This window comes from Nocardioides marinquilinus (genome assembly GCF_039543705.1).
In the GTDB taxonomy this organism is placed as follows: domain Bacteria; phylum Actinomycetota; class Actinomycetes; order Propionibacteriales; family Nocardioidaceae; genus Nocardioides; species Nocardioides marinquilinus.
The window spans coordinates 325,403-350,902 of the sequence record NZ_BAABKG010000002.1; the positions used below are offsets into that span (position 1 = coordinate 325,403).

Annotated in this window: 10 protein-coding genes; 8 read left to right on the plus strand and 2 right to left on the minus strand. The window is 71.8% G+C overall.

Annotated features, from left to right (window positions below; all coding sequences use genetic code 11):
- The first annotated feature begins 30 nt into the window (after window positions 1-30).
- Together ABEA04_RS07605 and ABEA04_RS07610 are read left to right on the plus strand one after the other, a co-directional pair.
- On the plus strand, window positions 31-7,443 hold the full coding sequence (locus ABEA04_RS07605; RefSeq protein ID WP_345456462.1) for a PKD domain-containing protein: 7,413 nt from the start codon (window positions 31-33) through the stop codon (window positions 7,441-7,443).
- A gap of 140 nt (window positions 7,444-7,583) precedes the next feature.
- Window positions 7,584-13,946, plus strand: coding sequence for a ThuA domain-containing protein (locus ABEA04_RS07610; RefSeq protein WP_345456465.1), 6,363 nt, complete (start codon window positions 7,584-7,586; stop codon window positions 13,944-13,946).
- A 663-nt stretch (window positions 13,947-14,609) separates the two neighbouring features.
- On the opposite strand, the gene ABEA04_RS07615 is transcribed toward ABEA04_RS07610, so the two are convergent.
- Window positions 14,610-15,758, minus strand: a complete 1,149-nt coding sequence (locus ABEA04_RS07615; RefSeq protein ID WP_345456468.1) for an ROK family transcriptional regulator — start codon at window positions 15,756-15,758, stop codon at window positions 14,610-14,612.
- Between the two features lie 209 nt (window positions 15,759-15,967).
- Here ABEA04_RS07615 and ABEA04_RS07620 point away from each other — a divergent pair, with 209 nt between their 5' ends.
- The 6 genes from ABEA04_RS07620 to ABEA04_RS07645 all read left to right on the plus strand — a co-directional run bounded on the left by ABEA04_RS07620 (window position 15,968) and on the right by ABEA04_RS07645 (window position 24,944).
- Window positions 15,968-17,173, plus strand: coding sequence for an ROK family transcriptional regulator (locus ABEA04_RS07620; protein ID WP_345456470.1), 1,206 nt, complete (start codon window positions 15,968-15,970; stop codon window positions 17,171-17,173).
- Between the two features lie 139 nt (window positions 17,174-17,312).
- Window positions 17,313-19,571: a PQQ-dependent sugar dehydrogenase gene (locus tag ABEA04_RS07625; protein ID WP_345456473.1), complete on the plus strand. Its 2,259-nt coding sequence runs from the start codon at window positions 17,313-17,315 to the stop codon at window positions 19,569-19,571.
- Window positions 19,572-19,684: 113 nt separating this feature from the next.
- On the plus strand, window positions 19,685-20,653 hold the full coding sequence (locus tag ABEA04_RS07630; protein ID WP_345456475.1) for a sugar phosphate isomerase/epimerase family protein: 969 nt from the start codon (window positions 19,685-19,687) through the stop codon (window positions 20,651-20,653).
- Window positions 20,654-20,827: 174 nt separating this feature from the next.
- A complete protein-coding gene (locus ABEA04_RS07635) occupies window positions 20,828-21,568 on the plus strand; it encodes a hypothetical protein (RefSeq protein WP_345456477.1) in 741 nt (246 codons plus the stop codon).
- Complete coding sequence (locus tag ABEA04_RS07640; protein ID WP_345456480.1) at window positions 21,565-22,530, plus strand: NAD-dependent epimerase/dehydratase family protein; 966 nt, start codon at window positions 21,565-21,567, stop codon at window positions 22,528-22,530. The genes ABEA04_RS07635 and ABEA04_RS07640 overlap by 4 nt, the downstream gene beginning before the upstream one ends.
- 245 nt (window positions 22,531-22,775) lie before the next feature.
- On the plus strand, window positions 22,776-24,944 hold the full coding sequence (locus ABEA04_RS07645) for a DEAD/DEAH box helicase (protein ID WP_345456483.1): 2,169 nt from the start codon (window positions 22,776-22,778) through the stop codon (window positions 24,942-24,944).
- A 13-nt stretch (window positions 24,945-24,957) separates the two neighbouring features.
- Here the strand turns inward: ABEA04_RS07645 and ABEA04_RS07650 are convergent, their stop codons facing one another.
- Window positions 24,958-25,386 (minus strand): pyridoxamine 5'-phosphate oxidase family protein, encoded by a 429-nt coding sequence (locus tag ABEA04_RS07650; RefSeq protein ID WP_345456486.1) that lies wholly within the window; start codon window positions 25,384-25,386, stop codon window positions 24,958-24,960.
- Window positions 25,387-25,500 lie beyond the last annotated feature (114 nt).

The window sequence follows — 25,500 nt, forward strand, 5'->3', positions numbered from 1 at the left end:
CTCCGCATGCTTGCGAAAGGTCGGACCTAAATGGCCCGCGTCTCGGCTCCCACGATCGCTCCCCGCTCCCGTCGATGGTCGCTCCCGACCTTCGTCATCGCCGCGCTGATGCTCTTCGGCGCGCTGGGCGTGCCCACCGCGCAGGCGGCGGAGAACGACCCCTCCGGCGTCCCCAGCCCGGCCCCCGAGGCCGTCGCCACCGAGGAGCCGGCCGAGGAGTCCGACGACGCCGACGACAGCGAGGGTGCCCGGCACGGCGACCACGCCGACCACGCCGACCACGACGCCTCCGGCCAGCAGGCGGCCGCGGCGGCCGACCCGCCCGACCTCGACACCTTCCAGAAGGTCGTGCTCGGCCAGGGCAGCGCCCTGGGCGAGGTCATGGAGCTCACCGTGGCCGAGGACGGCCGGGTCTTCTTCATCACCCGCGCCGGCGACATCTCGCTCTACGACCCGGCCGACGGCTCCATCGAGATCGTCATGAACAACACCCAGCTGCAGGTCTGGAGCGGCCTCGAGGACGGCGGCCTCGGCATCACGCTCGACCCGGCCTTCGACGACAACGGCTGGATGTACGTCTACTACGCCCCGCTGCCGGCCAACCACAACGCCAACCGCCTCGCGCGCCTGACGGTCACCGAGGACGCCGACGGCGACGTCAGCATCGCGAAGGCGTCGGAGAAGGTCATCCTCGAGGTCGGCACGCAGCGCAACGTGTGCTGCCACTCGGCCGGCTCGCTGCAGTTCGGCCAGGACGGCGTCCTGCACCTCGCCACCGGCGACAACACCTCGTCCTCGTTCAACGACGGCTACTCGCCGCACGACGAGCGCACCGGCCGCTCCGACTACGACGCCCAGAAGTCCTCGGGCAACACCAACGACCTGCGCGGCAAGATCCTGCGCGTCGTCCCGCGCGACGACGACGCCGGCGACGTGAACCCCACCCCGAACGACGGCATCTCCTACGACATCCCCGCGGGCAACCTGTTCGGCGAGGGCGGCGCCTACGCGAGCGCGCTCTACCCGAACGCCGACGCCGCCAAGACCCGCCCCGAGATCTACGTCATGGGCCTGCGCAACCCCTACCGCCTCGGCGTCGACCCCGACACCGACGCGCTCTACTGGGGCGAGGTCGGCCCCGACGCCCGCAGCAACAACCCCGGCCGCGGCCCGCGCCACCAGGAGGAGTTCAACCGCACCGAGGTCGCCATGAACGGCGGCTGGCCCTACTGCGGCGGCGAGGTCGGCGACGACCTGACCGCCCAGGGCTTCGGCGGCGCCTACGTCGACTGGGACTTCACGGCCAACAAGGCCAGGACCAACACCGACGGCACCCTCAAGCGCTTCCCGTGCAACAACCCCTCCGGCATGCCGGCCACCAACGACTCGCCCAACAGCACCGGCCTGGTCGACCTGCCGCCGATGACCGACGCGTGGATCCCCTACTCCACCTCGGCCCCGTGGAAGTACCCCGAGGTCGAGGGCTCGACGCCCACCGGCGCGCAGGTCTACCGCCAGTCGCAGAACACCTCCGCCGCCAGCACCGCCTTCCCCGAGTACTACGAGGGCTCGGTCTTCATCTCCGAGATGTCGCGCGGCTGGATCAAGGAGGTGCGCATCGACCAGAGCGGCGCCATCCAGTCGATCAACGACTTCATGGGCGGCTTCTACGCCCCCGGTGACATGGAGTTCGGCCCCGACGGCTCGCTCTACGTGCTCGAGTACGGCTCCGGCTTCTTCTCCGGCTCGCCTGACACCAAGCTCGTCCGCATCGACTACGCGATCGACGGCCAGGCGCCCCGCGCCGTGGCCACCGCCGACCCGGGCGAGGGCGGCACCCCGCTGACCGTGCAGTTCTCCAGCGCCGGCACCACCGACCCCGACGGCGACGCCCTCACCTACGCCTGGGACTTCGACGGCGACGGCCAGCCCGACGCCACCACCGCCGACGCCTCGTGGACCTACGACCGGGCCGGCGACTACTCCGCCGTCCTGACCGTCACCGACGCCACCGGCAAGTCCGCCACCGCGCAGGTCGTGGTCACCGTCGGCAACACCCGCCCGAAGGTCGACCTGGTCGCCCCCATCGACGGCGGCTTCTTCACCGCCGGTGACGACATCGCCTTCGACATCGACGTCACCGACGGCGAGGAGACCGTCGACTGCGACCGGGTCGAGTTCTCCCACGGCCTCGGCCACGACATCCACGCCCACCCGCTGACCAGCACCACCGGGTGCGAGGGCGTGCTCACCTCCTCGACCGACACCGACCACGGCCCCGACGCCAACGTCTACGGCGTCTTCGCCGCGAAGTACTCCGACCTCGGTGGCAACGGCGGCGCCAACGGCCCGCTGACCGGCGAGGACCGCATCATCCTGCAGCCGAAGCTGCGCCAGGCCGAGCACTCGACCAGCCGTCAGGGCATCGGCCAGACCGGGTACGACGACAAGTCCGGCACCCGCCCGGGCGCCGGCGGCATCCTCACCGGCATGGGCAACGGCGACTGGTTCCAGTACTCGCCGATGAGCCTGGCCAACATGACCGAGGTCGCCTTCACCTACTCCGGTGGCCCGCAGGACGGCGCCGCCATCGAGGTGCGCGCCGGCTCCGCCACCGGTCCGGTCGCCGCCCGCATCCCGCTCAGCGGCGGCACCGAGGGCCTGTACTACTACAAGACCTCCACCGGCGCGGTCGCCAGCCGCGCGGCCGACCAGGGCGGGCGTGGCCTCTACTTCGTCTACACCGGCGGCGGCGAGATCAACCCCGACGAGGTGCGCTTCACCGGCACCGGCGTCGCGGCGAACGTGGCGCCGACCATCACCTCGGTCACCGCCACGCCGGCCGACGGCACCGCGCCGCTCGAGACCCGCTTCGTCGCCGAGGCGACCGACCCGGACGGCGGCGCGGTCAGCTACGCCTGGGACTTCGGCGTCGCGGGCACCACCGACGACGTCGCCACCGGCGCCACCCCGACCTACACCTACACCCAGCCCGGCCGCTACACCGCCACCGTCACCGCGACCGACCCGACCGCCAAGAGCAGCACCCGCTCGGTCGACGTCGTCGTGCGCCGGGCGTGCGCGACCCCGCCGGTGGCCGACGCCGGCTACGAGCTGCTCTTCGACGGCAACCGTCTCGACGGCTGGTCGCACTCGGGCCCCGGCGGCTTCACCGTCGAGGACTGCGCGATGACCTCCGTCGGCGGACTCGGCCTGCTCTGGTACGACGAGCAGCAGTTCGCCGACTACTCCCTCAAGGTGCAGTTCAAGCTGTCCGACGAGGGTGACAACTCCGGCGTCTTCACCCGCTTCCCCGACCCGGGCGACGACCCGTTCAACGCGGTCGACGAGGGCCACGAGATCCAGATCAAGGAGGGCCAGCCGGGCGACGAGCCCCAGAAGACCGGCTCGGTCTACAACTTCGACCGCGAGGACGCCCGCAACGCCAAGCCGGTGGGGGAGTGGAACGACTACGAGATCCGCGTGGTCGGCCAGAAGTACGTGATGACCCTCAACGGCCAGGTGGTCAACACCTACGTCTCCGACGGTTCGCGCGGCATCACCGGCTTCGTCGGCCTGCAGAACCACGGCAACGCCGACACGGTCTCCTTCCGCAACATCCAGATCAAGGAGCTCGACGTCCCCGAGCCGTTCGTCAACACGGTCTCGGTCGACCCCACCCGGGGCGGCGCGCCGCTCGAGGTGACCTTCGAGGCCGAGGGCGTCGACCGCCAGGGTGACGCCATCACCTACGACTGGGACTTCGGCGACGGCTCCGACGTCGTCACCGGTGCCGGCGCCACGGTCGAGCACACCTACACCGCCAAGGGCAGCTACACCGCCACGGTCACGCCCGTCGACGCCGCCGGCAACCGCGGCGCGAGCGTCGAGGCCGACGAGGTCACCGTGCTGACCGACCCGGTGCCCACGGCCGGCGCGACGCCGAGCTGCGGCCTGGCGCCGCTGGTGGTGGCCTTCTCCGGCTCGGCCACCGACCCGCAGGGCCAGAGCGTCACCTACGCCTGGGACTTCGGCGTCGAGGGCACCACCGACGACACCTCGACCCAGGAGGACCCGAGCTACACCTACAGCGCCCCGGGCAGCTACACCGCGACGCTGACGGTCACCGACCCCGACGGCAACACCGGCACCACCACCACCGCGGTGCGGGTGCTCGCCGACGGCGAGTGCCGCTCGGTCGCCGACCTCGACCCGTTCTTCAACAACGACGGCATCTCGACGCACGGCAGCCCCGGTGACGGAGACTTCGACGGCGGCGGCTGGAGCTTCGCGGCCGAGACCCTGCCCGAGCAGGTGCGCGCCGACGGCGGATCGCTGGTCGTCGAGGGCGTCGACTACGAGCTGGGCAGCCCGGCCGACGGTCAGCAGAACAACGTCGAGGCCGACGGCCAGACCATCCCGCTGCCCTCGGGCCGCTTCGAGCTGCTCAACGTGCTCGGCTCCTCGCACAACGGCGACGTCGAGAAGGACGTGACCGTCACCTACGCCGACGGCACCAGCAGCACCCACACGCTGCGGTTCACCGACTGGGCCGCCGCGCCCAAGTTCGGCGAGACCGTCGCGGTGGCCATGCCGCACCGCCACGACCGCAACGGCGACACCGGTCCGTCGGTCGCGCTGTGGGCCCAGTCGCTGCCGATCACGCCCAGCAAGGACGTCGTCAGCGTCACCCTGCCCGACGACGACCACCTGCACGTCTTCGCGATCTCGCTGAGCGCCCAGGAGGTCGAGCCCCCGTGCAACGGCCAGCGCTCCGACGACTTCGACGACGGCGAGCTGCTCGACAACTGCCACTGGCGGGTGCGTCGTCCCGACACCTCGCTGTACTCGGTCGGCGACGGCCAGCTCACCCTGCGTGCCGGCCCCGGCGAGTACTCCTCGGCGCCGAACCTGATCACGCAGGCGGCCCCCGAGGGCCCGTGGACGGCGACGACCAAGGTCGTCTTCGACCCCACCCAGGAGGGCCAGCAGGCCGGCATGGTGGTCGCCGGCGCCGGTGGGTCCGGCTTCGCCAAGCTGCAGTTCGTCCGCAAGAGCAACGGCGGCAACGAGTGGATCGAGTTCCTCAAGAGCAGCAACCCGAACAACTCCTTCGACTTCTCCGGCAACTGGCACACCGGCGGCGGTGACTTCGCCGGGCCGTTCCTGCCCACCGACTTCCCGACCACCTTCTGGCTGCGCCTGGCCTCCGACGGCACCCAGCTCAAGGGCTACTACTCCACCGACGGCGAGGACTTCGTCCAGGTCGGCGACGCCCGGGCCATCGCCGGCATCGACAGCCCGCGCGTCGGCCTGATGTCGCTGCGCGGCGCCGCTGCCCAGGTGCCGGTGGCCGACTACGACTGGTTCCGCATGACCCAGCCGTCCGACCCCGAGCCGGGCGTGTGGGTCGTCGACGCCGTCGACGGCTCGACCAGCCAGTGGGTCGCCGAGGCGACCGGCACCTCGTCGGTCACCATCCCGGTCGGCGACACCGTCGAGTGGCAGTTCGACCAGGCCACGATGAGCCACGACCTCACCTCGACCGAGCCGACCGGCGGTGCGAAGTGGAACCCGAAGGTCCAGGAGTACCGCGACCCGCGCGGCGCACCGTTCCGCTACACCTTCACCCAGCCGGGCACCTACCACTACGTCTGCGTCATCCACGGCGCGACGATGACCGGAACCGTGGTGGTCAAGGCGCCGAACCAGGCGCCCACGGCCAGCCCGATGGTCGACCCCACCACCGGACCTCCCGGCCTCTACGTGCACTTCGAGGCCCGGGCGACCGACCCGGACGGCGACCCGCTGTCCTACCGCTGGGACTTCGGTGACGGCTCGCCGGTCGAGACCGCCGACCACGCCCACCACACCTACGCCAACCCGGGCCGCTACTTCGCGACCCTCGAGGTGAGCGACGGCAACGGTGGCCAGCTCCAGCGCGAGTTCCCGATCACCGTCACCGGTGGTCAGGGCCCGCTGGTCACCGCCAACCTCAGCCCGAGGTCCGGCGACACCCCGCTGAACGTCGTCGGCCAGGGTTCGGCCACCGACCCGCAGGGCGACGACATGACCTACCGCTGGGACTTCGGCGTCCCCGACGTCGACGACGACGTCTTCGACACCACCCGGGCCAGCTACACCTACCGCCGCCCGGGCACCTACACCGCTACGTACACCGCGACCGACAGCGCCGGCAACACCGGCGTGAAGACGTTCCGCGTCGTCGTCGGCGGTGACGACCCGGGTCCCGAGCCCGACCCCGTGCCGGCGATCGCGGCCACCGCGACCCCGGCCGACGGCGAGGCACCCCTCGACGTCCAGTTCTCGACCGAGGTCACCACCACCGGTGAGTTCACCGAGTTCGCGAGCGGCGCCGGCGTCTACGACATCTCCGGCACCGCCACCATGACCCGTCGCCACGGCTCCACCACCACGAGCCTCGACGTGACGGGCCTCCCGCCGGGGTCGATGCACATGGTGCACGTGCACGAGCAGGCGTGCGGCGACCAGAACGGTGGCGCGCACTTCCGGTTCGACGACACCGCGCCGTTCGGCGAGGAGAACGAGATCTGGCTGCACATCGACTCCGACGGCACCGGCGCCAGCGGGCTGATCGAGGTCGAGGACCCGCAGCGCGCCGGTGAGAAGGCCGTCTCGATGGTCATCCACGGCCCGAACATGGGCGCCGAGCGCATCGCCTGTGCCGACTTCACCCCGTCGACGTCCGGCCTCACCTACGCGTGGGACTTCGGCGACGGCGAGACCGGCACCGGCCCCGACCCCCAGCACGTCTACGACGAGCCGGGCACCTACACCGCCACCGTCGAGGTCGCGGCCGAGACCGGCACGCCGGCCACGGCCGAGGTCGAGGTCGTGGTCGCCGAGACGGCCGACACGGTCGCCCCGCAGACCACGGTCACCGGAGGCCCGAGCGGCACGGTGAAGGCGAGGTCGGCGACCTTCCGCCTCGGCAGCTCCGAGCCGGGCAGCACCTGGCAGTGCCGCCTCGACGGCAAGGCGTGGGCGGCGTGCACCTCGCCGGTCAGGCTGAGCGCCCTGCGCGACGGACGCCACGAGCTGCGCGTGCGGGCGGTCGACGCCGCCGGCAACGCCGACGCCACGCCGGTCTCCCGCCGTTGGACCGTCGACACCACGGGTCCGTCGGTCACCGCCGTCTCCCCGCGGGGCACCACCCGCGACCGCACGCCGACGATCAGGGCGACGGTCCGGGACGCCCACTCGGCGGTCAAGCGCGCGAGCACCCAGCTGCGCGTCGACGGCAAGCTCGTGCGTGGGCTGCGCTGGCAGGCCGCCCAGGGCCGCCTGACCTGGACGCCGTCCACGGCGATGGCCGTGGGCCGGCACACCGTGCGGCTCGTCGTGGTCGACGCCCTCGGCAACCGCACCGTTCGTGAGTGGCGCTTCACCGTGCGCCGCTGACTCGAGCCCGGCTCGGGCCGGGACCGCTCCACCCGCACACCCGCTCCACCCGCACACCCGCACCAGGGCTCGACAGCACCACCCGCTCCACCAGCAGCACCGCACCACCCGCACCATCACCCGACAGGAAGCAGGGATCGATGAGAACCAACCGATCACCGGGGCGCCGTGCCGTCTCGGTACTGGCCGCAGCCGCGGTCGTCGGCGGCATGGCCGCCGCCGCCCCCGGCGCCGCGGCCGCGTCGCCGGCGGACGTGTCCGCCGGCTGGCAGCCGGGCGACCTGACGGCCGTGGTCGAGCAGACCACGACCGCCGACGCGTCCTCGCTCACCACGGCTCAGGCCGACACCTTGGCCCGCTACGCCAAGAAGGCCGACCCGACGTTCGACGTCCTGGTCTTCTCCAAGACCGCGGGCTTCCGGCACGACTCGATCCCCGCCGGCATCGCCGCCATCAAGAAGATGGGCGCGCAGAACGGCTTCAGCGTCACCGCCACCGAGGACGCCACCGCGTTCACCGCGGCGAACCTGGCCCCGTACGAGGCCGTGGTGTGGCTCTCCACGACCAGCGACGTCCTCAACGCCTCCCAGCAGACGGCCTTCGAGAACTACATCCGGGCCGGTGGCGGCTACGTCGGCATCCACGCCGCGTCCGACACCGAGTACACCTGGCCCTGGTACGGCAAGCTCGTCGGCGCCTACTTCCGCAACCACCCGGCCGGCACGCCGACCGCGACGGTCGACGTCGAGGACTTCGAGACCCCCTCGACCTGCCACCTGCCCGCAGAGTGGGTGCGCACCGACGAGTGGTACAACTTCCAGCCGACCGAGGGCACCTTCGCCGGCGGCAACCTGCCGTACGTGGGTGGCAACGGCCCCGCGACGGTGCCGGACTACTCGCCGCGCGGCAACCCCAACATCAACGTCCTGGCCTCCCTCGACGAGTCCACCTACGACGAGGTCGACGGCAACACCACCGACGACGACCACCCGATCGCCTGGTACCAGGAGTACGACGGCGGCCGCAGCTTCTACACCGGCGGCGGCCACACCCAGGCCTCCTTCACCGAGCCGGCCTTCGTCCAGCACGTGCTCGGCGGCATCCAGTACGCCGCCGACCAGGCGCCCGACGCGTGCGGCACCGGTGCCCCCACCGACGCCTCCTTCGAGCAGGTCACCCTGGCCAAGGGCGTCGACAAGGTCGGCGAGCCGATGGCCATCTCGGTGCTGCCCGACGGTCGCGTGCTCCACAACGCCCGCGACGGCCGCATCTTCCTCACCGACCTCGACGGCAACACCCGTCTCGTCGCGACCGTGCCGGTCTACCAGCACGACGAGGACGGCCTGCAGTCGATGGCGGTCAGCCCCGACTTCGCGAACGACGGCTGGGTCTACATCTACTACGCGCCGAAGCTCAACACGCCTAACGGTGACGCACCCGAGACCGGGACCGCCGCCACCTGGGAGACCTGGAAGGGCTACAACCAGCTCTCGCGCGTGAAGATGGTCAACGACACCATCGACCTCACCACCGAGCAGAAGCTGCTCGAGGTCGAGGCCAGCCGTGGCATCTGCTGCCACGCGGGTGGTGGCATCGACTTCGACGCCGCCGGCAACCTCTACCTCTCGACCGGTGACGACTCCAACCCGTTCGCCTCCGACGGCTACGCCCCGCTCGACGAGCGCGCCAACCGCAACCCGGCGTTCGACGCCCAGCGCTCCTCGGGCAACACCAACGACCTGCGCGGCAAGGTCGTCCGCATCAAGCCGAACCCCACCACGGCGACCTACACGATCCCGACCGGCAACCTGTTCCCCGAGGCCGACGACCCCGGCAACAAGACCCGCCCCGAGATCTACGCCATGGGCTTCCGCAACCCGTTCCGCATGACCGTCGACAAGGCCACCGGCTACGTCTACCTCGGCGAGTACGGCCCCGACGCGGGCGGCACCAACCCCAACCGCGGCCCCGGCGGCATCGTGGAGTTCAACCAGATCCGCCAGGCCGGCAACTTCGGTTGGCCCTACTGCACGGGCCCGAACACCCAGGCGACGACGTACAACGACTGGGACTTCGCCGGTCCGAGCACGCAGACCCCGCCGAAGTTCAACTGCGCCGCCCCCGTCAACAACAGCATCCACAACACGGGCCTGACCAACCTGCCCCCGGCCCAGGCGGCCTGGATCTACTACGACGGCGGCAACGTCACCTACAGCGGTCGCACCACCAACGAGTTCGGCGGTGGCGGCGAGGCCCCCATGGCCGGTCCGGTCTACAACTACGACCCCGACCTCGACTCCGACGTGAAGTTCCCGGAGTACTTCGACAACCACTTCTTCGCCGGTGAGTGGACCCGTGGCTGGATCAAGGACATCACGATGGAGGCCGACGGAGACGTCGCCGGCATCGACCCGTTCTTCGACTCCTCCACGCTCTACGCGGTCATGGACATGGAGTTCGGGCCCGACGGCTCGCTCTACGTCCTCGACTACGGCAACGGCGGCTACTTCCAGGGCAACGAGAACTCGGCCGTCTACAAGATCAACGCGATCAACGAGGGCCAGCGCTCGCCGACGGCCGTCGCCCGGGCGACGCCGAACTCCGGCCAGGCCCCGCTGAGCGTCTCGTTCTCGAGCGCCGGCTCCAGCGACCCCGACGAGGGCGACTCCATCGCGTCGTACTCGTGGGACTTCGACGGTGACGGCGACGAGGACTCCAACCAGGCGAACCCGACGTACGTCTACACCACCAACGGCGAGTACGACGCCCGCCTGACCGTCACCGACTCCACCGGGCGCACCGGCTCGGCCACCGTGGTGGTCGTGGTCGGCAACACCCGGCCCGAGGTCGAGATGGTCCAGCCGGTCAACGGCGGCTTCTTCGACTTCGGCGACGACGTCCTGCTCGACGTCGAGGTCACCGACCAGGAGGACGCCGACGTCGACTGCGCCGACATCGACGTCAGCTACATCCTCGGCCACGACTCGCACGGCCACCCGCTGAGCGAGACCGACGGCTGCGCCACCACCGTCAAGACCGTCCGCGACGAGGGCCACGACCCCGCCGCGAACATCTTCGGCGTCATCAACGCCAGCTACACCGACGGCGGCGCGAACGGTGTCCGGTCCCTGACCGGCTCCGCCGAGGTCGTGCTCAACCCCAAGCGCAAGCAGGTCGAGCACTGGACCGACGTCAACGGCGTCCAGACCGAGGTGACGACCGACCCGCAGGGCGGCGCCCGCAACCTGTCGAACATCGACGACAACGACTGGGTCTCCTACGACCCGGTCAGCCTCTACCAGATCGACGAGCTGCGCTTCCGCGTGGCCTCGGCCGGCGCGGGCGGCACCATCGAGGCTCGCCTCGACTCGCCGACCGGTCAGCTGGCCGGCAGCGTGCAGGTGGCACCCACCGGCGGCTGGCAGAACTGGGAGACGGTGTCGATGACCGTCGACGAGGCGGCCAAGACCGGCACCCACGAGCTCTACCTGGTCTTCCAGGGAGCCACCGAGGGCGCCACCGGGCTGTTCAACGTCAACTTCTTCGACGCCTGGGGCAAGGGCGTGTCGGCGAACTCCGCGCCGCGCGTCACCGTCGCCGCCACCCCGACGCAGGGCACCGCCCCGCTGACGGTCGAGTTCGACGGCGACGCCACCGACTTCGACGGTGACGACCTCACCTACGCGTGGGACTTCGGGGTCGAGGGTGACGCCGACACGGCGACCACCCCCGACGCCACCTGGTCCTACGACGAGCCGGGCACCTACGTCGCGCGCCTCACGGTGACCGACGAGTCCGGCGGGGTCGGCTCCGCCGCGGTGACGATCCGGGTGCTCGCCCAGTGCGGCGTCCAGAAGTCCGACGAGTTCGACGGCTCCAGCCTCAACGGCAAGTGGACCGTCGAGGACCCGTCTGGCGCCGTCGCGGTCGACGGCGGCAGCCTCCGGCTGCCGATCCAGTCCGGCAGCATGTACGGCCCCGGCGGCAACGCCGTCGACCGGGTCTCGCAGGCTGCTCCCGACGGGCCGTGGACCATCACCGCGAAGCTCACCGCCGACCTCACCGAGAACTACCACCAGGCGGGTCTGCGGATCTTCGCCGACCAGGACAACTGGGCCTCGGTCCACATGGTCACGGTCAACGGCGCCCGTCAGATGGAGTTCATCTACGAGAACGCCGGCAGCCCGCGCAACGGCGCCGGCGACAACACCCCGGTCGCCACGGACTTCCCGACCACGTACTACGTGCGTCTGATCTCCGACGGCACCGACGTCACCGCCGCCTACTCGGCCGACGGCACCACGTTCACGCCGGTGGGGCAGCCTGCTCCGCTGAGCGCGTTCGCCAGCGGCCCGAAGGTCGGACCGCACGCGCTCTCGGGCGGTGCGGGCAGCCAGCCCACGGCGTCCTTCGACTGGATCCGCTTCGACCCCGACGGCACCTCCGGTGGCAGCACCGAGGCCTCCGACGAGTTCGACGGCACCGCGCTCGACAAGTGCCGCTGGAACGCGATCGTCCGCGAGGACACCTCGAAGTACGAGGTGGTCGACGGCGCCCTGAAGATCACCACCACTCCGGGTGACCTCTACCAGACGCCGAACGCCCCGGGCACGACGAACCTGATCCTGCAGACGGGCCCGTCCGGCGACTACACGATGGAGACCAGGCTGGCGGCGAACTTCACCACCGGCTACGCGCAGGGCGGCCTGATGGCCTACGGCGACGACGACAACTACGTCAAGATCGACGTCATCGCCGACGACGGCCAGACCCGCATCAACCGGGTCGAGCTGCGGTCCGAGGTCGGCGGGGTCATCCAGAACCCGCAGCCGCAGGTCGACCTGCCGGCCAACGTCTCGAACTACCGGCTTCGCCTGGTCAGGACCGGGAACAGCTACACCGGCGAGGTCGCCGTCGACGGCGGCGAGTGGCAGAGCGTCGGCGCGGCCGTCACCAACCCGGCCACCGGGATGGACGTCGGCGTCTTCGCCCTCGGCGTGAACCAGGCGGACCGCGTCGCGCAGTTCGACTACTTCCGTCTCACCGAGGCGAACGTGAACCGCAACCCGGTCGCGGTCGACGACAGTGCGACGACCACCGAGAGCACGGCGGTCGACGTCGACGTGCTGGCCAACGACACCGACGCCGACGGCGACACCCTCGCCGTCGCCTCGGTGACCGACCCGGCCAACGGCACGGCGACCATCACCGGCACGAAGGTGCGCTACACCCCCGACGCCGGTCATACCGGCGCCGACACCTTCGACTACGTGGTCAGCGACGGCAACGGCGGCACCGACACCGGCACGGTGACGGTGACCACCTACGCCGACTGCGAGCTCGGCACGCCGGACGACTCGTTCGACGGCACCGCGCTCGACCCGTGCCGCTGGAACGCGATCGTGGCGGAGAACCCCGACCTGTACGAGGTCTCCGACGGATCCCTGAAGATCACCACGACGCCGGGCGAGATCTACCGGACGGGCACGGCGAAGTCGAACTTCATCCTGCAGTCGCCCGACCACGCCGGTACCGACTGGGAGATCGCGACCCGGCTCGACGCCTCGGCCCTCGCCGGCGGCTACAGCCAGGCCGGTCTGATGGTCTACGGCAGCGACGCCGACTACGTGAAGCTCGCCGTCATCGCCGACGACGGCCGCACGGAGCCCAACCGCATCGAGCTCCGCTCGGAGGTCGGCAACCAGGTGGCAGACGTCGGACCGGGGATCGACATCCCGGCCGGCACGGCGTCCGACATCTGGCTGCGTCTGACCAAGGCGGGCGACAGCTACACCGGTGCCTACTCCGCCGACAACGGCGCCACCTGGGTCGACATCGACGGGGCGGTCACCAACGCCGCTCCGGCTCCTCGGTTCGGCCTCTTCACGGCGGGCGTGCTGCGCTCGGGTGACGTCGTCGCCTTCGACGAGTTCCTCGTCGACGGTGTCGACCCGGAGCCGACCCCGGTTCCGGACACCCGCATCACCGCCGGCCCCTCGGGCACCAAGAAGCTGCGCACCGCCACCGTGCGGTTCACGGCCACGGGCCCGGGTGCCGACGGTGCGACCTTCGAGTGCTCGCTCGACGGGGCGGCCTGGACGGCCTGCACCTCGCCGGCCACGCTGCGCAACCTGAAGGACGGCACCCACCGGTTCCGCGTCCGCGCGGTCTCGGAGGGCGGCGCGGACGCCACCCCGGCGTCCATCCAGTGGAAGGTCGACGCCACCGGTCCCTCGGTCACCGCCTTCGGCCCGAAGGGCACGGTCAAGGACCGCACCCCGACGGTGCGGGCCACGATCAAGGACGTCCGCTCGGGGGTCACCAAGGCTCGCGTGAAGCTGAAGGTCGACGGCAAGAACCGCACCTTCAAGTGGAGCAACGGCAAGCTGACCTGGACGTCGGGCTCGAACCTGGCCTACGGCAAGCACACCGTGCGCATCGAGGCCACCGACGGCGCCGGCAACAAGACGGTCAAGACCTGGAGCTTCCGCATCCAGCGTTGACACCGCCCAGCACCACCCGCGGGCCCCGGTCGATCCTGACCGGGGCCCGCGGGCCGTTTTGTCTGGCGCCTCCGCTCCTTCGTCGCTTCGGCGCGGGTTCGCGGCGCCTTCGTGCGACCCGGTTCGCTCCTGCGCGCGGAGGGCTCGCTCGTTCCTCGCTGCGCCCTCCGTGCTCGTCACTCACCAGGTCGCGCGCCGCGAACGGGCTGGTGGTCGGCCCGCCCCGTCGGTGGTCGAGGTGCGAGGAGCCCCAGCGACGAGCCTCGAGACCCCCGCAACGTCCACGGGGTCGGGGCCACACGGACCCTGAGCTTGTCGAAGGGCATCGGGCCAGGGATCGCCGCGAACACGCGCCGAAGCGAGGTACGAGCGGAGGCGCAATCAAACACAGCGGTCGAGATATCCCGCCTCGTCGGCCCGTTGACCTGCCGGGCCCAACGACGGCGCTCAGGGTCCGTGTGGTGCGGACCCCGTGCGTGCTCTGTTGCGTGACCGTCCGGGGGTCCCGACCCCCGTGCGTGCTCCGTTGCACTGACGTCCGTGTGGTCCCGACCCCGTGGACGCTCAGCGGTCTCGAGGCTCGTCGCCAGGGCTCCTCGCACCTCGACCATCGTGAGGGGCTGTTCGCACCCTGACCATCGCGAGGGAGCGCGACGACTCGGCTCAGGAGGCCGTGAGTCCCACCGAGCGGGCGAGCATGGCGTCGACCGACTCGGGGGCGAGGAACTGCTGGACGGCCATGGTGGCGGCGCCGACGACGCCGGCGTGCTCGCCGGTCTGGGCGGGGACGACGCTGAGGTCGCCGGTGGCCAGGGGGAGGGAGCGGGCGTAGATGACCTCGCGGACGCCGGCCAGCAGGCTGGGCGCGCCGCCGGCGAGGGCGCCGCCGAGCACGATCACCGACGGGTTGAGCAGGCTGACGCAGGAGGCGAGCACCTCGCCGATGTCGCGGCCGGCGCGGCGGATCGCGGCGATGGTCTCGCGGTCGCCGCCGCCGAGCCGCTCGATGATGGCGCGGGTGGCGTCGGTGGCGGTGGCCTGCGCGACGCCGATCTCCTGGGCGATGGCGCGAGAGCTGGCGATGGCCTCGAGGCAGCCGGTGTTGCCGCAGTCGCACAGCGCGTCGCCGCCGCGGGGCGACTGCACGTGGCCGAGGTCGCCGGCGGAGCCCTGCGCGCCGCGGTGGAGGCGGCGTCCGCTGATGATGCCGGCGCCGATGCCGGTGGCGACCTTGACGAAGACGAGGTGCTCGACGTCGGGGTAGGCGACCGAGTGCTCGCCGAGGGCCATCATGTTGACGTCGTTGTCGACGAGCACGGGCGCGTCGATGCGCTGGCGGACCCAGCCCACGACGTCGAAGCCGTCCCAGCCGGGCATGATCGGCGGCTTGACCGGTCGTCCGGTGTGGTGCTCGACGGGGCCGGGCAGGCCGATGCCGATGCCGGCGAGGTCGTCGACGGTGCGGCCGACCGACTCGAGCAGGGTGGGCGCGATCTGCACCAGCCAGCCGAGCACCGACTCGGGGCCGTCGGCGATGCGCAGCTCGGCGGTCTGCTCGGCGACGACGCGCGCGGTCAGGTCGGTGAGGGCGACGCGGCCGTGGGTGGCGCCGAAGTCGGCGGCCAGCACCAGGCGGGCGTCACGGTTGAACGCGAAGCGGGTCGGCGGGCGTCCGCCGGTGGAGCGCGAGCGGCCCGAGGGCTGCAGCAGGCCGAGCGAGAGCAGGCCGTCGATGCGCACGGCGACGGTGGAGCGGGCCAGACCGGTGAGCTCGATCAGGTCGGCACGGGTGCGCGGTTGGCCGTCGAGCATCAGACTGAGGAGATTGCCACCGCCCGGCGGGGGGCCGACGGCCGGTCCCGCCCCTGTGCTGGCCGTGGCTTGTGACATGAGAACAGTCAAACATGCATCACCCTTTCGAGGAAGGCATCGGGCTAACGACGATTGCCAAACATTTGTTCGTCCGGCACCCGGCAAAAGTGGCCCCAGGACGCCGGAGCCGGTCGTGGCAGCATGGCGCCGTGCTCCATTCCCTGTCCGGTCGTGCCGAGAGCACGATGCAGGCCCGGTTGCTCACCGAGCTGCGCGACCACGGCCCGCTCTCGCGCACCGACCTGGGTGACCGCCTCGGCGTCTCGCGCACGACCATCGGCGTCGAGGTGGCGCGGCTCGCTGACATGGGGCTGGCGCGCGAGGCCGGTCCGGCGCAGTCGCGGGGCGGACGCCGCTCCACGATGGTCGACCTGGCCGACGACGTCCGCTTCGCCGGCATCGCGATCGGCGCGACCGGCATCTCGGTCGGCATCACCGACGGCCGCCTCGAGGTGCTCGAGACCGAGCAGCTGCCGTGCGACATCCGCCGTGGCCCCGAGGAGGTGCTCGGCACTGCGCTCGAGCGGGTGCGCCGGCTGCTCGACAAGCTCGGCATCGAGCGACCGATGGGCGTCGGCTGCGGCGTCCCGGGCCCGGTCGACTTCTGGCGCGGCGTCTCGGTGGCGCCCCCGCTGATGCCGGGGTGGGACGGCTACCCGGTGCGCGACACCGTGGCCCGCGAGCTCGGCTGCCCCGCCGTCCTCGACAACGACGTCAACGTGATGGCGATGGGGGAGCAGCACGCCGGCGTCGCCCGGCAGGCACGCGACCTGCTGTTCGTCAAGATCGGTACCGGCATCGGGTGCGGCATCGTCGTCGACGGCCAGCTCTACCGCGGCGCGAACGGCTGCGCCGGCGACATCGGCCACATCCAGGTGACGCCCGACGGCGTCCAGTGCGCCTGCGGCAACCACGGCTGCCTCGAGGCGCTGGCGGGAGGTGCGGCGCTCGCGCGCAACGCCACGGACGCCGCCCTGGACGGGCGCTCCGCCGTCCTGGCCGAGCTGCTCGACGAGCACGGCACCCTGGGGGCCGAGGCCCTGGGCGTCGCGGTCTCGCGCGGCGACCCGGCCGCGTCGGTGCTCCTGCGCGAGTGCGGGCAGCGGGTCGGCCAGGTGATCGCCGGGTTGGTCTCCTTCTTCAACCCCGGCATGATCGTGATCGGCGGACGGGTGAGCCTGCTGGGCCACGCGCTGCTGGCCGAGATCCGCGGCACCGTCTACCAGCGGTCGCTGCCGCTGGCCACGGGGAGCCTGCCGATCGTGCTCAGCGAGCTGCCGCACTGCGGCGGAGTGATCGGTGCGGCGCGGCTCGTGAGCGCCGAGGTGTTCGCGCCGTCGTCGGCGTCCGCCTGATCGGGTGACTGACTTCCGTCAAGTAGTTGCGAAAGTCGTCAAGTCATTGACGTGAGCGTGGTCACTCCTTACGTTGGACAGGACTGCCTGACACCCACAACTCGTCGAGGTCTGCCTCGACGTTAGGAGACAGCAGAACGTGCGACGACGCTTCTCGGGGGCCGGCGCTGCAGCAGCAGCCGCGGCCATCGCCATTCCTCTCACCCTCGCCGGGGCCCTCGCGGTGCCGGCCACCGGCCACGAAGGCCACAGCCACCAGGCCGACCAGGACCAGGGCCACGCCGGCCACGACCACGCCACCGGCACCCTCCGCACCGGCGGCTCGGGCCACGGCTACGGCTACGAGGCCGACGGTCGCAAGACCGGCGACCGCAAGGTCGCGGCCGCCGACAGCCCCACCTTCCAGAAGGTGACCCTCAACGACCGGCCCGGCGAGCCCATGGACCTCGCCGTGCTGCCCAACAGCGACGTGCTCCACACGACGCGCGCCGGTGTCATCTGGCGCAACGACGCCCGCACCGGCGTCAACTCGGTCGTGGGCAAGATCGACGTCTACAACCACGACGAGGAGGGCCTGCAGAGCATCGCCCTCGACCCGAACTTCTCGATGAAGAAGAACAACTGGGTCTACCTCTACTACTCGCCGCCGCTGAAGACGCCCAAGGACGACCCGGCGACCCTCTCGATCAACGAGGGCGACGCCCCGCTCGAGGGCAAGCCGTGGCAGTTCAAGAAGTACAAGGGCTACATCCAGCTCTCGAAGTTCAAGTACGCCAACGGCAAGGTGTGGAACGGCACCGAGCGCAAGATCATGCAGGTCCCGGTCGACCGCGGCATCTGCTGCCACGTCGGCGGCGACATCGTCTTCGACAGCGCCGGCAACCTGCTGCTCGCCACCGGTGACGACTCCAACCCGTTCGAGTCCGACGGCTTCGCACCGCTCGACGAGCGCGCGATGCGCAACCCGGCCTTCGACGCCCAGCGCACCGCGGCCAACACCAACGACCTGCGCGGCAAGATCCTGCGGATCAAGCCGAAGGCCGGCGCCAAGGCGGGCTACACGATCCCGAAGGGCAACCTGTTCAAGAAGGGCACGCCCAAGACCAAGCCGCAGATCTACGCGATGGGCCTGCGCAACCCCTTCCGCATCGAGATCAACCCGCGCACCGACGACCTCTACGTCGCCGACTACTCGCCCGACGCCAACACCGCCGACCCGAAGCGCGGACCGGCCGGCCACGGCAAGTGGGCCGTCATCGACAAGCCGTCGAACTACGGCTGGCCCTACTGCGCCACCCGTCGCCTGCCCTACAACGACTACAACTTCGCCACCGAGAAGTCGGGCAAGAAGTTCAACTGCAAGGCCCCGGTGAACACCTCGGTGCACAACACGGGCCTGCGCAAGCTGCCGCCCGTCGTCCAGCCCGAGATCTGGTACACCTACCCGAAGTCGAAGCAGTTCCCGCTGCTCGGCGAGGGCGGCATCTCGCCCATGGCGGGCCCGGCCTACCAGTACGACAAGCGCACCGAGAAGCAGAAGCAGCCCGTCGCCTGGCCGCGTCGCTTCAGCGGCACCCCGCTGCTCTACGAGTGGAGCCGTGACTGGGTGCGCGGCGTGAACGTCAAGCGCAACGGCGTCGCCCTGCAGAAGGTCATCGCCGGCATCGTCACCGACAACCCGATGGACATGGAGTTCGGCCCCGACGGCGCGCTCTACATCCTCGAGTACGGCGACGGCTACTTCGCCGAGAACCCCGACGCCCAGCTCTCCCGCGTCGACTTCCTCGGCGGGTCGCCCAACCGCAGCCCGAAGCCGAAGATCTCGGCCGACCCGGTCAACGGCAAGAAGCCGCTGAAGGTGCAGTTCTCGAGCAAGGGCACCAAGGACCCCGACGGCGACAAGCTGCGCTACAAGTGGGACTTCAACGGTGACGGCAAGTTCGACGCCACCGGCCGCAACCCGGTCCACACCTACAAGAAGAACGGGCTGTTCCGGGCCACGCTCACCGTGACCGACGTCGGCGGCAAGCACCGCGGTCGCCACGCCTCCGCCGACATCGACGTCCTCGTCGGCAACCAGGCCCCCGTGCTCGAGTTCGTCACCCCGACCCCGGAGGACACCTTCGAGTTCGGTGACGTCGTCCAGTACGAGGTCAAGGTCACCGACGACCAGCCGGTCGACTGCAACGACGTGACCGTCACCTACATCCTCGGCCACGCCACGCACGGTCACCCGCAGAGCACCGCGGGCGGCTGCACCGGCTCGCTGCGCACCACGGTCCCCGGCGGCCACGACCCGGCCACCGACGACCTGAGCGCCGTGTTCGTCGCGCAGTACAGCGACGGTCGCCAGGCCGGCAGCGCCGAGGTCCGCCTGCAGCCCAGCGGCAGCAACTGACCCACCCCCGTGGGCCCGGCCGAGCCGGGCCCGCGGGTGCGGGCTGCGCCGCCCGCCACCCCCCACATCCAGGTCTCCCTTACGTAGGATCCAACGAGAGGAAACAATCAAAGATGTGCTTCGGATATGACGGTGACGCCGCCCTGCGCGAGTCGCTCGAGAAGCAGGGCGCCAGCCGGCGTGGCCTGCTGCGTGGCGCGGCGGTCGGCGCAGCCGGCCTGACCGCGCTCAGTGCCGGCACCGGCGTCGCGAACGCCGCCGGCAAGGGCGAGAAGAACAAGGCGGGCGGCAACCGCAAGAAGCAGGTGCCCGAGGGCAAGATCAGCATCCAGCTCTACACGCTGCGCGCGGCCATGACCGACCCCGCCAGCGTCGACACCGTGCTGACCCGCCTCGCCCAGTACGCCTACCCGCGCGTCGAGCGCGCCGGCCTCTACCACTACACCGCGGCCCAGATGAAGGCCCGCCTCGACGAGCTGGGCATCTGGGCCAGCTCGAGCCACGACGGCATCAGCGCGAGCACGTCGGCGATGAACAAGAAGTTCGACGACGCCAACACGCTGGGCCAGAAGTACATCGTGGTGCCCTACCTCAACTCCGACAAGCTGTCGGACTGGCAGTCCTGGGCCGAGCAGATGAACACCGAGGCCTACGCCGCCAAGCGGCGCGGCCTGCGCTACGGCTACCACAACCACGCGCACGAGTTCACGATCGACCTCGGCGGCGGCAAGACCCCGTGGGACGTGCTCCAGAAGGAGCTCGACCCGCGTCTGGTGCACCTCGAGGTCGACCTCTACTGGGCCTACACCGCCGGTGTGAACCGTGGCGAGGCCGACCCGCTGAAGTTCGCCAACCAGGTGATCCGCCAGGCCCGCCAGGACGTGCGCCAGTTCCACGTCAAGGACCGCTCGGCGGCCGACGGCGGCGACATGTGCGACCTCGGCACCGGTGTCATCGACTTCACCAAGATCTTCCGCCAGCACACGGTGGAGGAGTACATCGTCGAGAACGACACCCCCGACGTCTCGCCGCTCACCTCCGCGGCCGTCGGCAAGCTCTACCTGGAGCACACCGACTACTGAGTCGGCGCGCGCCAGCGCAGCACCTCCGGCCCGCCGGCCGCCCTCGTCTCCGAGGGTGGCCGGCGGGCCGCTCCACGTCGGGACGTCGACGGGCAACCGGCAGGCAAGGGCGCCCGGCCAGGCTCGGCGTCGCGGTCCGAGAGACGGGCCGCGACCCGAGAAGGAGGACACCCGATGTCGGCTCCCCACGCCCCTGCCCACCCCGGTGCGGCCGTCGTCCCGGCTGCGACGCTGTACCGCCTGAGCGCCTGGTGCCTGATCGGCTCCTTCGTGCTCAGCCTCGCGGGCGGTCTGGCCCATCCCGTCGTCGACGGCGAGTCGCACTCCGTCGCCGCGCTGCTCGCCGACCGCTCGCCGTGGGCTCAGTACCTCATCTACGCCGGCGCCCTGCTGCTCATGCTCGGGCTGCCGGGCGGCTACCTGTGGCTGCGTGAGCGCGGCCTGGGCGTCCTCGGCCTCGTCGGCGCCGTCGGCTACCTGGTCGGCAACGCCCTCAGCGCGATGTCGCACCTGGTGGTCGAGGGCTTCGTCGCCCCGACGATCGCCCGCGACGCGGCCGCGCGCCCGCTGATCGGCACCGAGGGCGAGATCGTCGACGCCCCGGCCTTCGTGACCCTCCAGGTCGTCGGCGGCCTGGTGCTCGTGCTCAGCCTGGTCGTGCTCGCCGTCGCGCTGCTGCGCGCCCCGGGCGTGCCCCGCTGGATCGGCGGCGTCCTGCTCGCCGGCTCGCTGCTGCTGCTCGTGCCGCTGCCCGAGCGGCCCGTGCTCACCGGCCTCGTCGTCGAGCTGCCCCGCGGCCTCGCCGTCGCCGCGATCGGCGTCCTCGTGCTGCGCGGCCTGCGGTCGGGCGGGTCGGACGACGACGTGGCCGCCGACGTCCGGGCGCGCGAGGCCGTGCCAGAGTGGACGGCATGACCGACACGCCCTCCGCCGAGCCGCTCGACCCCGACGAGGTCACCGACTGGACCGACCACGACCGCCCCGTCGTGGTCACCGGCGCCAACGGCTTCGTGGGCGCGGCGGTGTGCGTCGCGCTGCTCGAGCGCGGGGTGCCGGTGCGCGGCGTCGTCCGGCGTCCCGGCACCGCGCCGCAGGGCGTCGAGGAGGTCGTCGGCGACTTCGCCGACCCCGCCACCGCCGAGCGGCTGGTCGACGGCGCGGACGCCGTGGTCACCACCGTCTACCCGATGGCCGACGGCGTCGACCTCGCCACGCAGCGAGCGGTGAGCGTCGACGGCACCACCACCCTGGCCCGGGCCGCCGCTCGTGCCGGGCTCGAGCGGCTGGTGCACGTCTCCACCGCCGCGGTCTACGACCGCTCGCCCGGCGCCGGCGACTGCCCCGAGTCGGGCCGGCTGGTGGCCGACGACGCCGGTGACTACGCGGTCACCAAGCGCGACACCGACGCCGCCCTCGCCGCGGGAGACCTCGACGGCCTGACCCGCGTGCTGGTGCGCCCGCCCGCCATCCTCGGGGCGGGGGAGACCTCCATGTGGAACACCGCCCGGCCCGCCGAGATCGCCGAGGACGACGCGCTGCGGCACGCCTCGCCCGAGACCACCTTCGCCTGGGTGCACGTGCGTGACCTGGCCGCCCTGGTCGCGCAGCTGGCCACCGGCCGCGTCCCGTTCGCCGACGACCCCGAGCACGGCCCCGTCGCGGGGGCCTGCACCGCCGTCAACGTCGCGGGCGAGCCCGCCACGCAGCGCGACTACGTGGGCACCGTGTGCGAGGCGCTCGGCGTCGAGCCGACGTGGGACGCCGAGACCGGCTGGACCGGCCGCATCGTCACCGACCGCGCCACCCGCTGGGGGTGGACGCCGCGCGTCACCCTGGCCGAGGCCCTGCGCGAGCTGGGCGACGGCCTGCGCCGGTGACCTGACGCGCCGGTTTCGCGCCGCGTGCGTGCGGCGCGCGGTCACGGGGTACCATGACGACGACGCCGGTGGTCGATCGGCGTCCGCCGCCCGACGCGGCAGCACCGCCCGGCGTACCACCGCCGCCCGCGCGCACCGCGGCCCCCGTCCTCCCCGAACCGGGACGAGCCCGGTCGTCCGGCTCCCGGCTGGGTCCGCTGCACCGCCACGGCCACGCGGCCGCGGCAGCTCCGGAGGAGGAGTCCTTGGCTCGAGGAGGCCAGCGCCAGCACGGCGCCACCCGCACCACCACGCGCCGTCGCGGGCGCGAGCTCGACAACGAGGGGATCATCCCGGTCCTGGCCCGCGCCGTCCGTGAGGTGGAGGGTGCCGCCCAGCGCGGCCGCGTTAAGCCCGCGGCCCGCATCAAGTTCCAGGTCGTGGCGATGCTCGCCCGCGAGGAGCGCCAGCGGGTCAAGCTCGACCCCGAGCTGCCCGAGGGCCAGCGCGCCGAGCAGCTCAAGCGCCTCGACGGCATCGGCACGATCCTCGCCAAGACCACCGCCCGCGACACCACGCTGCTCTCGCTGCTCGCCGAGGACGCCTTCGTCCCCGACGCCGCCCGCATCCTGCGCCAGGACATGCTCGAGGCCGCCGGCGTCGAGACCGCCGACGTGCCGCGCCCGCCGTCCACGACCAACGGCCACGCGAACGGCCACGCCAACGGCCGCACCCACGTCGTCGACCTCGATCGCCAGGTCGTGCCGCGCTCGGTGCTCTCACGCCAGCTGGCCAACCCGTTCCTGCGGCCCGACTTCGCCGGGGCCCACCGCGCGCCCCAGGCGCGCCGGCTCGCCGGGTGGGAGCTCATCGAGCCGCTGCTCGAGTCGTTCGAGCGCGCCGCCGGCGGGGCGACGTCGTGCATGGCGCTGCCCGAGGAGAGCTCGGTCAAGGCCCCCGTCGGCCTCGAGCTGATGCACCACCAGGCGCAGGTCGTCGCCGCCGCGGCCGCGGGCCACCGCACCTTCCTGCTCGCCGACGAGCCCGGCCTCGGCAAGACCGCGCAGGCGCTGCTCGCCGCGCAGGCCGCCGACGCCTACCCGCTGCTCGTCGTCGTGCCCAGCGTGGTCAAGACCAACTGGGCCCGCGAGGTCGGCCTCTGGACGCCGCACCGCACCGCCACCGTGGTGCACGGCAACGGCGACACGATGGACGGCTTCGCCGACATCGTCATCGTCAACTACGAGATCCTCGACCGCCACGTCGGCTGGCTCGGCAGCCACGGCTTCGGCGGCATGGTGGTCGACGAGGCCCACTTCATCAAGAACAAGACCTCGCAGCGCTCGCAGTTCGTGCTGCAGACCGCCGACCGCATCCGCGAGCGCACCGCGCGTCCGCTCATGGTCGCCCTCACCGGCACCCCGCTGATCAACGACATCGACGACTTCCGCGCCATCTGGCAGTTCCTCGGCTGGATCGACGAGAAGATGCCGTGCGCCGAGCTGATGGAGCGCCTCGAGGCCACCGGCCAGACGCCCATCGACCCCGGCTTCTACCCGGCCGCCCGCTCGGCCGTCATCGACCTCGGCATCGTGCGCCGCCGCAAGGTCGACGTCGCCTCCGACATCCCCGCCCGCCGCATCGCCGACCTGCCGGTCGAGCTCGAGGGCGAGGTGGGTCGCTCCATCCGCGCCGCCGAGCGCGAGCTGGCCCGCCGCCTCGTCGAGCGCTACGACACCGCCCTGGCCACCCGCCGCTCCGGCGCGGTGGTCGACGGCATCGACCACGCCCTGGTGCGCCAGGTCGCCGCGTGGGAGCGCGAGGGCTCGGGCGACAAGCCGGCCGGCGGCGGCGAGAACGTGTTCACGATGATGCGCCGCATCGGCCAGGCCAAGGCCGGTCTCGCGGCCGACTACGCCGCCCAGCTGGCGCGCAGCGTCGGCAAGGTCGTCTTCTTCGCCAAGCACGTCGACGTCATGGACACCGCCGAGGCGCTGTTCGCCCAACGCGGCATGAAGTCGGCGTCCGTGCGCGGCGACCAGACGCCCAAGGTGCGCCAGGCCAACATCGACGCCTTCGTCAACGACCCGGACGTCGCGGTCGCGGTGTGCTCGCTCACCGCGGCCGGCGTCGGCCTCAACCTGCAGGTCGCCTCCAACGTCGTGCTCGCCGAGCTGTCGTGGACCGACGCCGAGCAGACGCAGGCCATCGACCGGGTGCACCGCATCGGCCAGGACCAGCCGGTCACCGCCTGGCGGGTCATCGCCGCGCAGACCGTCGACTCCAAGGTCGCCGAGCTGATCGACAGCAAGGCCGGCCTCGCCGCCCGCGCGCTCGACGGCTCCGACGACGAGGTCGGCTCGTCGGCCGACGTGCAGACCGAGGCCCTGGTCTCGCTGCTCACCGACGCGCTCGAGGCCCGCGCCGCGCGCTGAGCCGAGGGGCTGGCTACCCCTCCAGCAGCGACCGCGACGCCACGAACCGCTCGACCTCGAAGCGCAGGGCGACCCGCGCCGGGTTCGGGCGCGGCACGCGGTAGCGGCCGGCGTAGCGCTCGCAGGCCCGGGCGACCGACTCCTCGTCGCGGACGACGGTGGCGGTGCCCTCGAGCGTCGACCACCGGGCGCCGTCGACCTGGCACGCCGCCACGCGAGCCGGGCCGCCCCGGTCTCCGGCCTCGACGTTGCGCACCTTGCGGGTGCCGTCGCTGCTGATCGCCCAGGCGCAGCGCCGCTCGGGGTCGAGCGCCACCCCGACCGGGACGGCGTGCGGGCGGCCGTCGGGTCGCAGCGTGGTGAGGACGACGAGGTGGCGCTCGGTCCAGAAGTCCAGCAGGGCGGGCGGGAAGGCGTCCCAGCCGGGCGTGAAGGCGGTCATCGGGTCGCACGCTAGTGCCTGGAGCGGCCTCGGTGGCCCTCACGTGGACCGTCCGTGGTCCCCACACGCGCACCGCGGGGTCGCAGGCTCACCCGCGGCGCCTGCTCGACGAGC

Coding starts and splice junctions, on each gene's coding strand:
- ABEA04_RS07605 (WP_345456462.1), top strand. CDS start 31: ATGGCCCGCGTCTCGGCTCCCACGATCGCTCCCCGCTCCCGTCGATGG.
- ABEA04_RS07610 (WP_345456465.1), top strand. CDS start 7,584: ATGAGAACCAACCGATCACCGGGGCGCCGTGCCGTCTCGGTACTGGCC.
- ABEA04_RS07615 (WP_345456468.1), bottom strand. CDS start 15,758: ATGCTCGACGGCCAACCGCGCACCCGTGCCGACCTGATCGAGCTCACC.
- ABEA04_RS07630 (WP_345456475.1), top strand. CDS start 19,685: ATGTGCTTCGGATATGACGGTGACGCCGCCCTGCGCGAGTCGCTCGAG.
- ABEA04_RS07635 (WP_345456477.1), top strand. CDS start 20,828: ATGTCGGCTCCCCACGCCCCTGCCCACCCCGGTGCGGCCGTCGTCCCG.
- ABEA04_RS07640 (WP_345456480.1), top strand. CDS start 21,565: ATGACCGACACGCCCTCCGCCGAGCCGCTCGACCCCGACGAGGTCACC.
- ABEA04_RS07650 (WP_345456486.1), bottom strand. CDS start 25,386: ATGACCGCCTTCACGCCCGGCTGGGACGCCTTCCCGCCCGCCCTGCTG.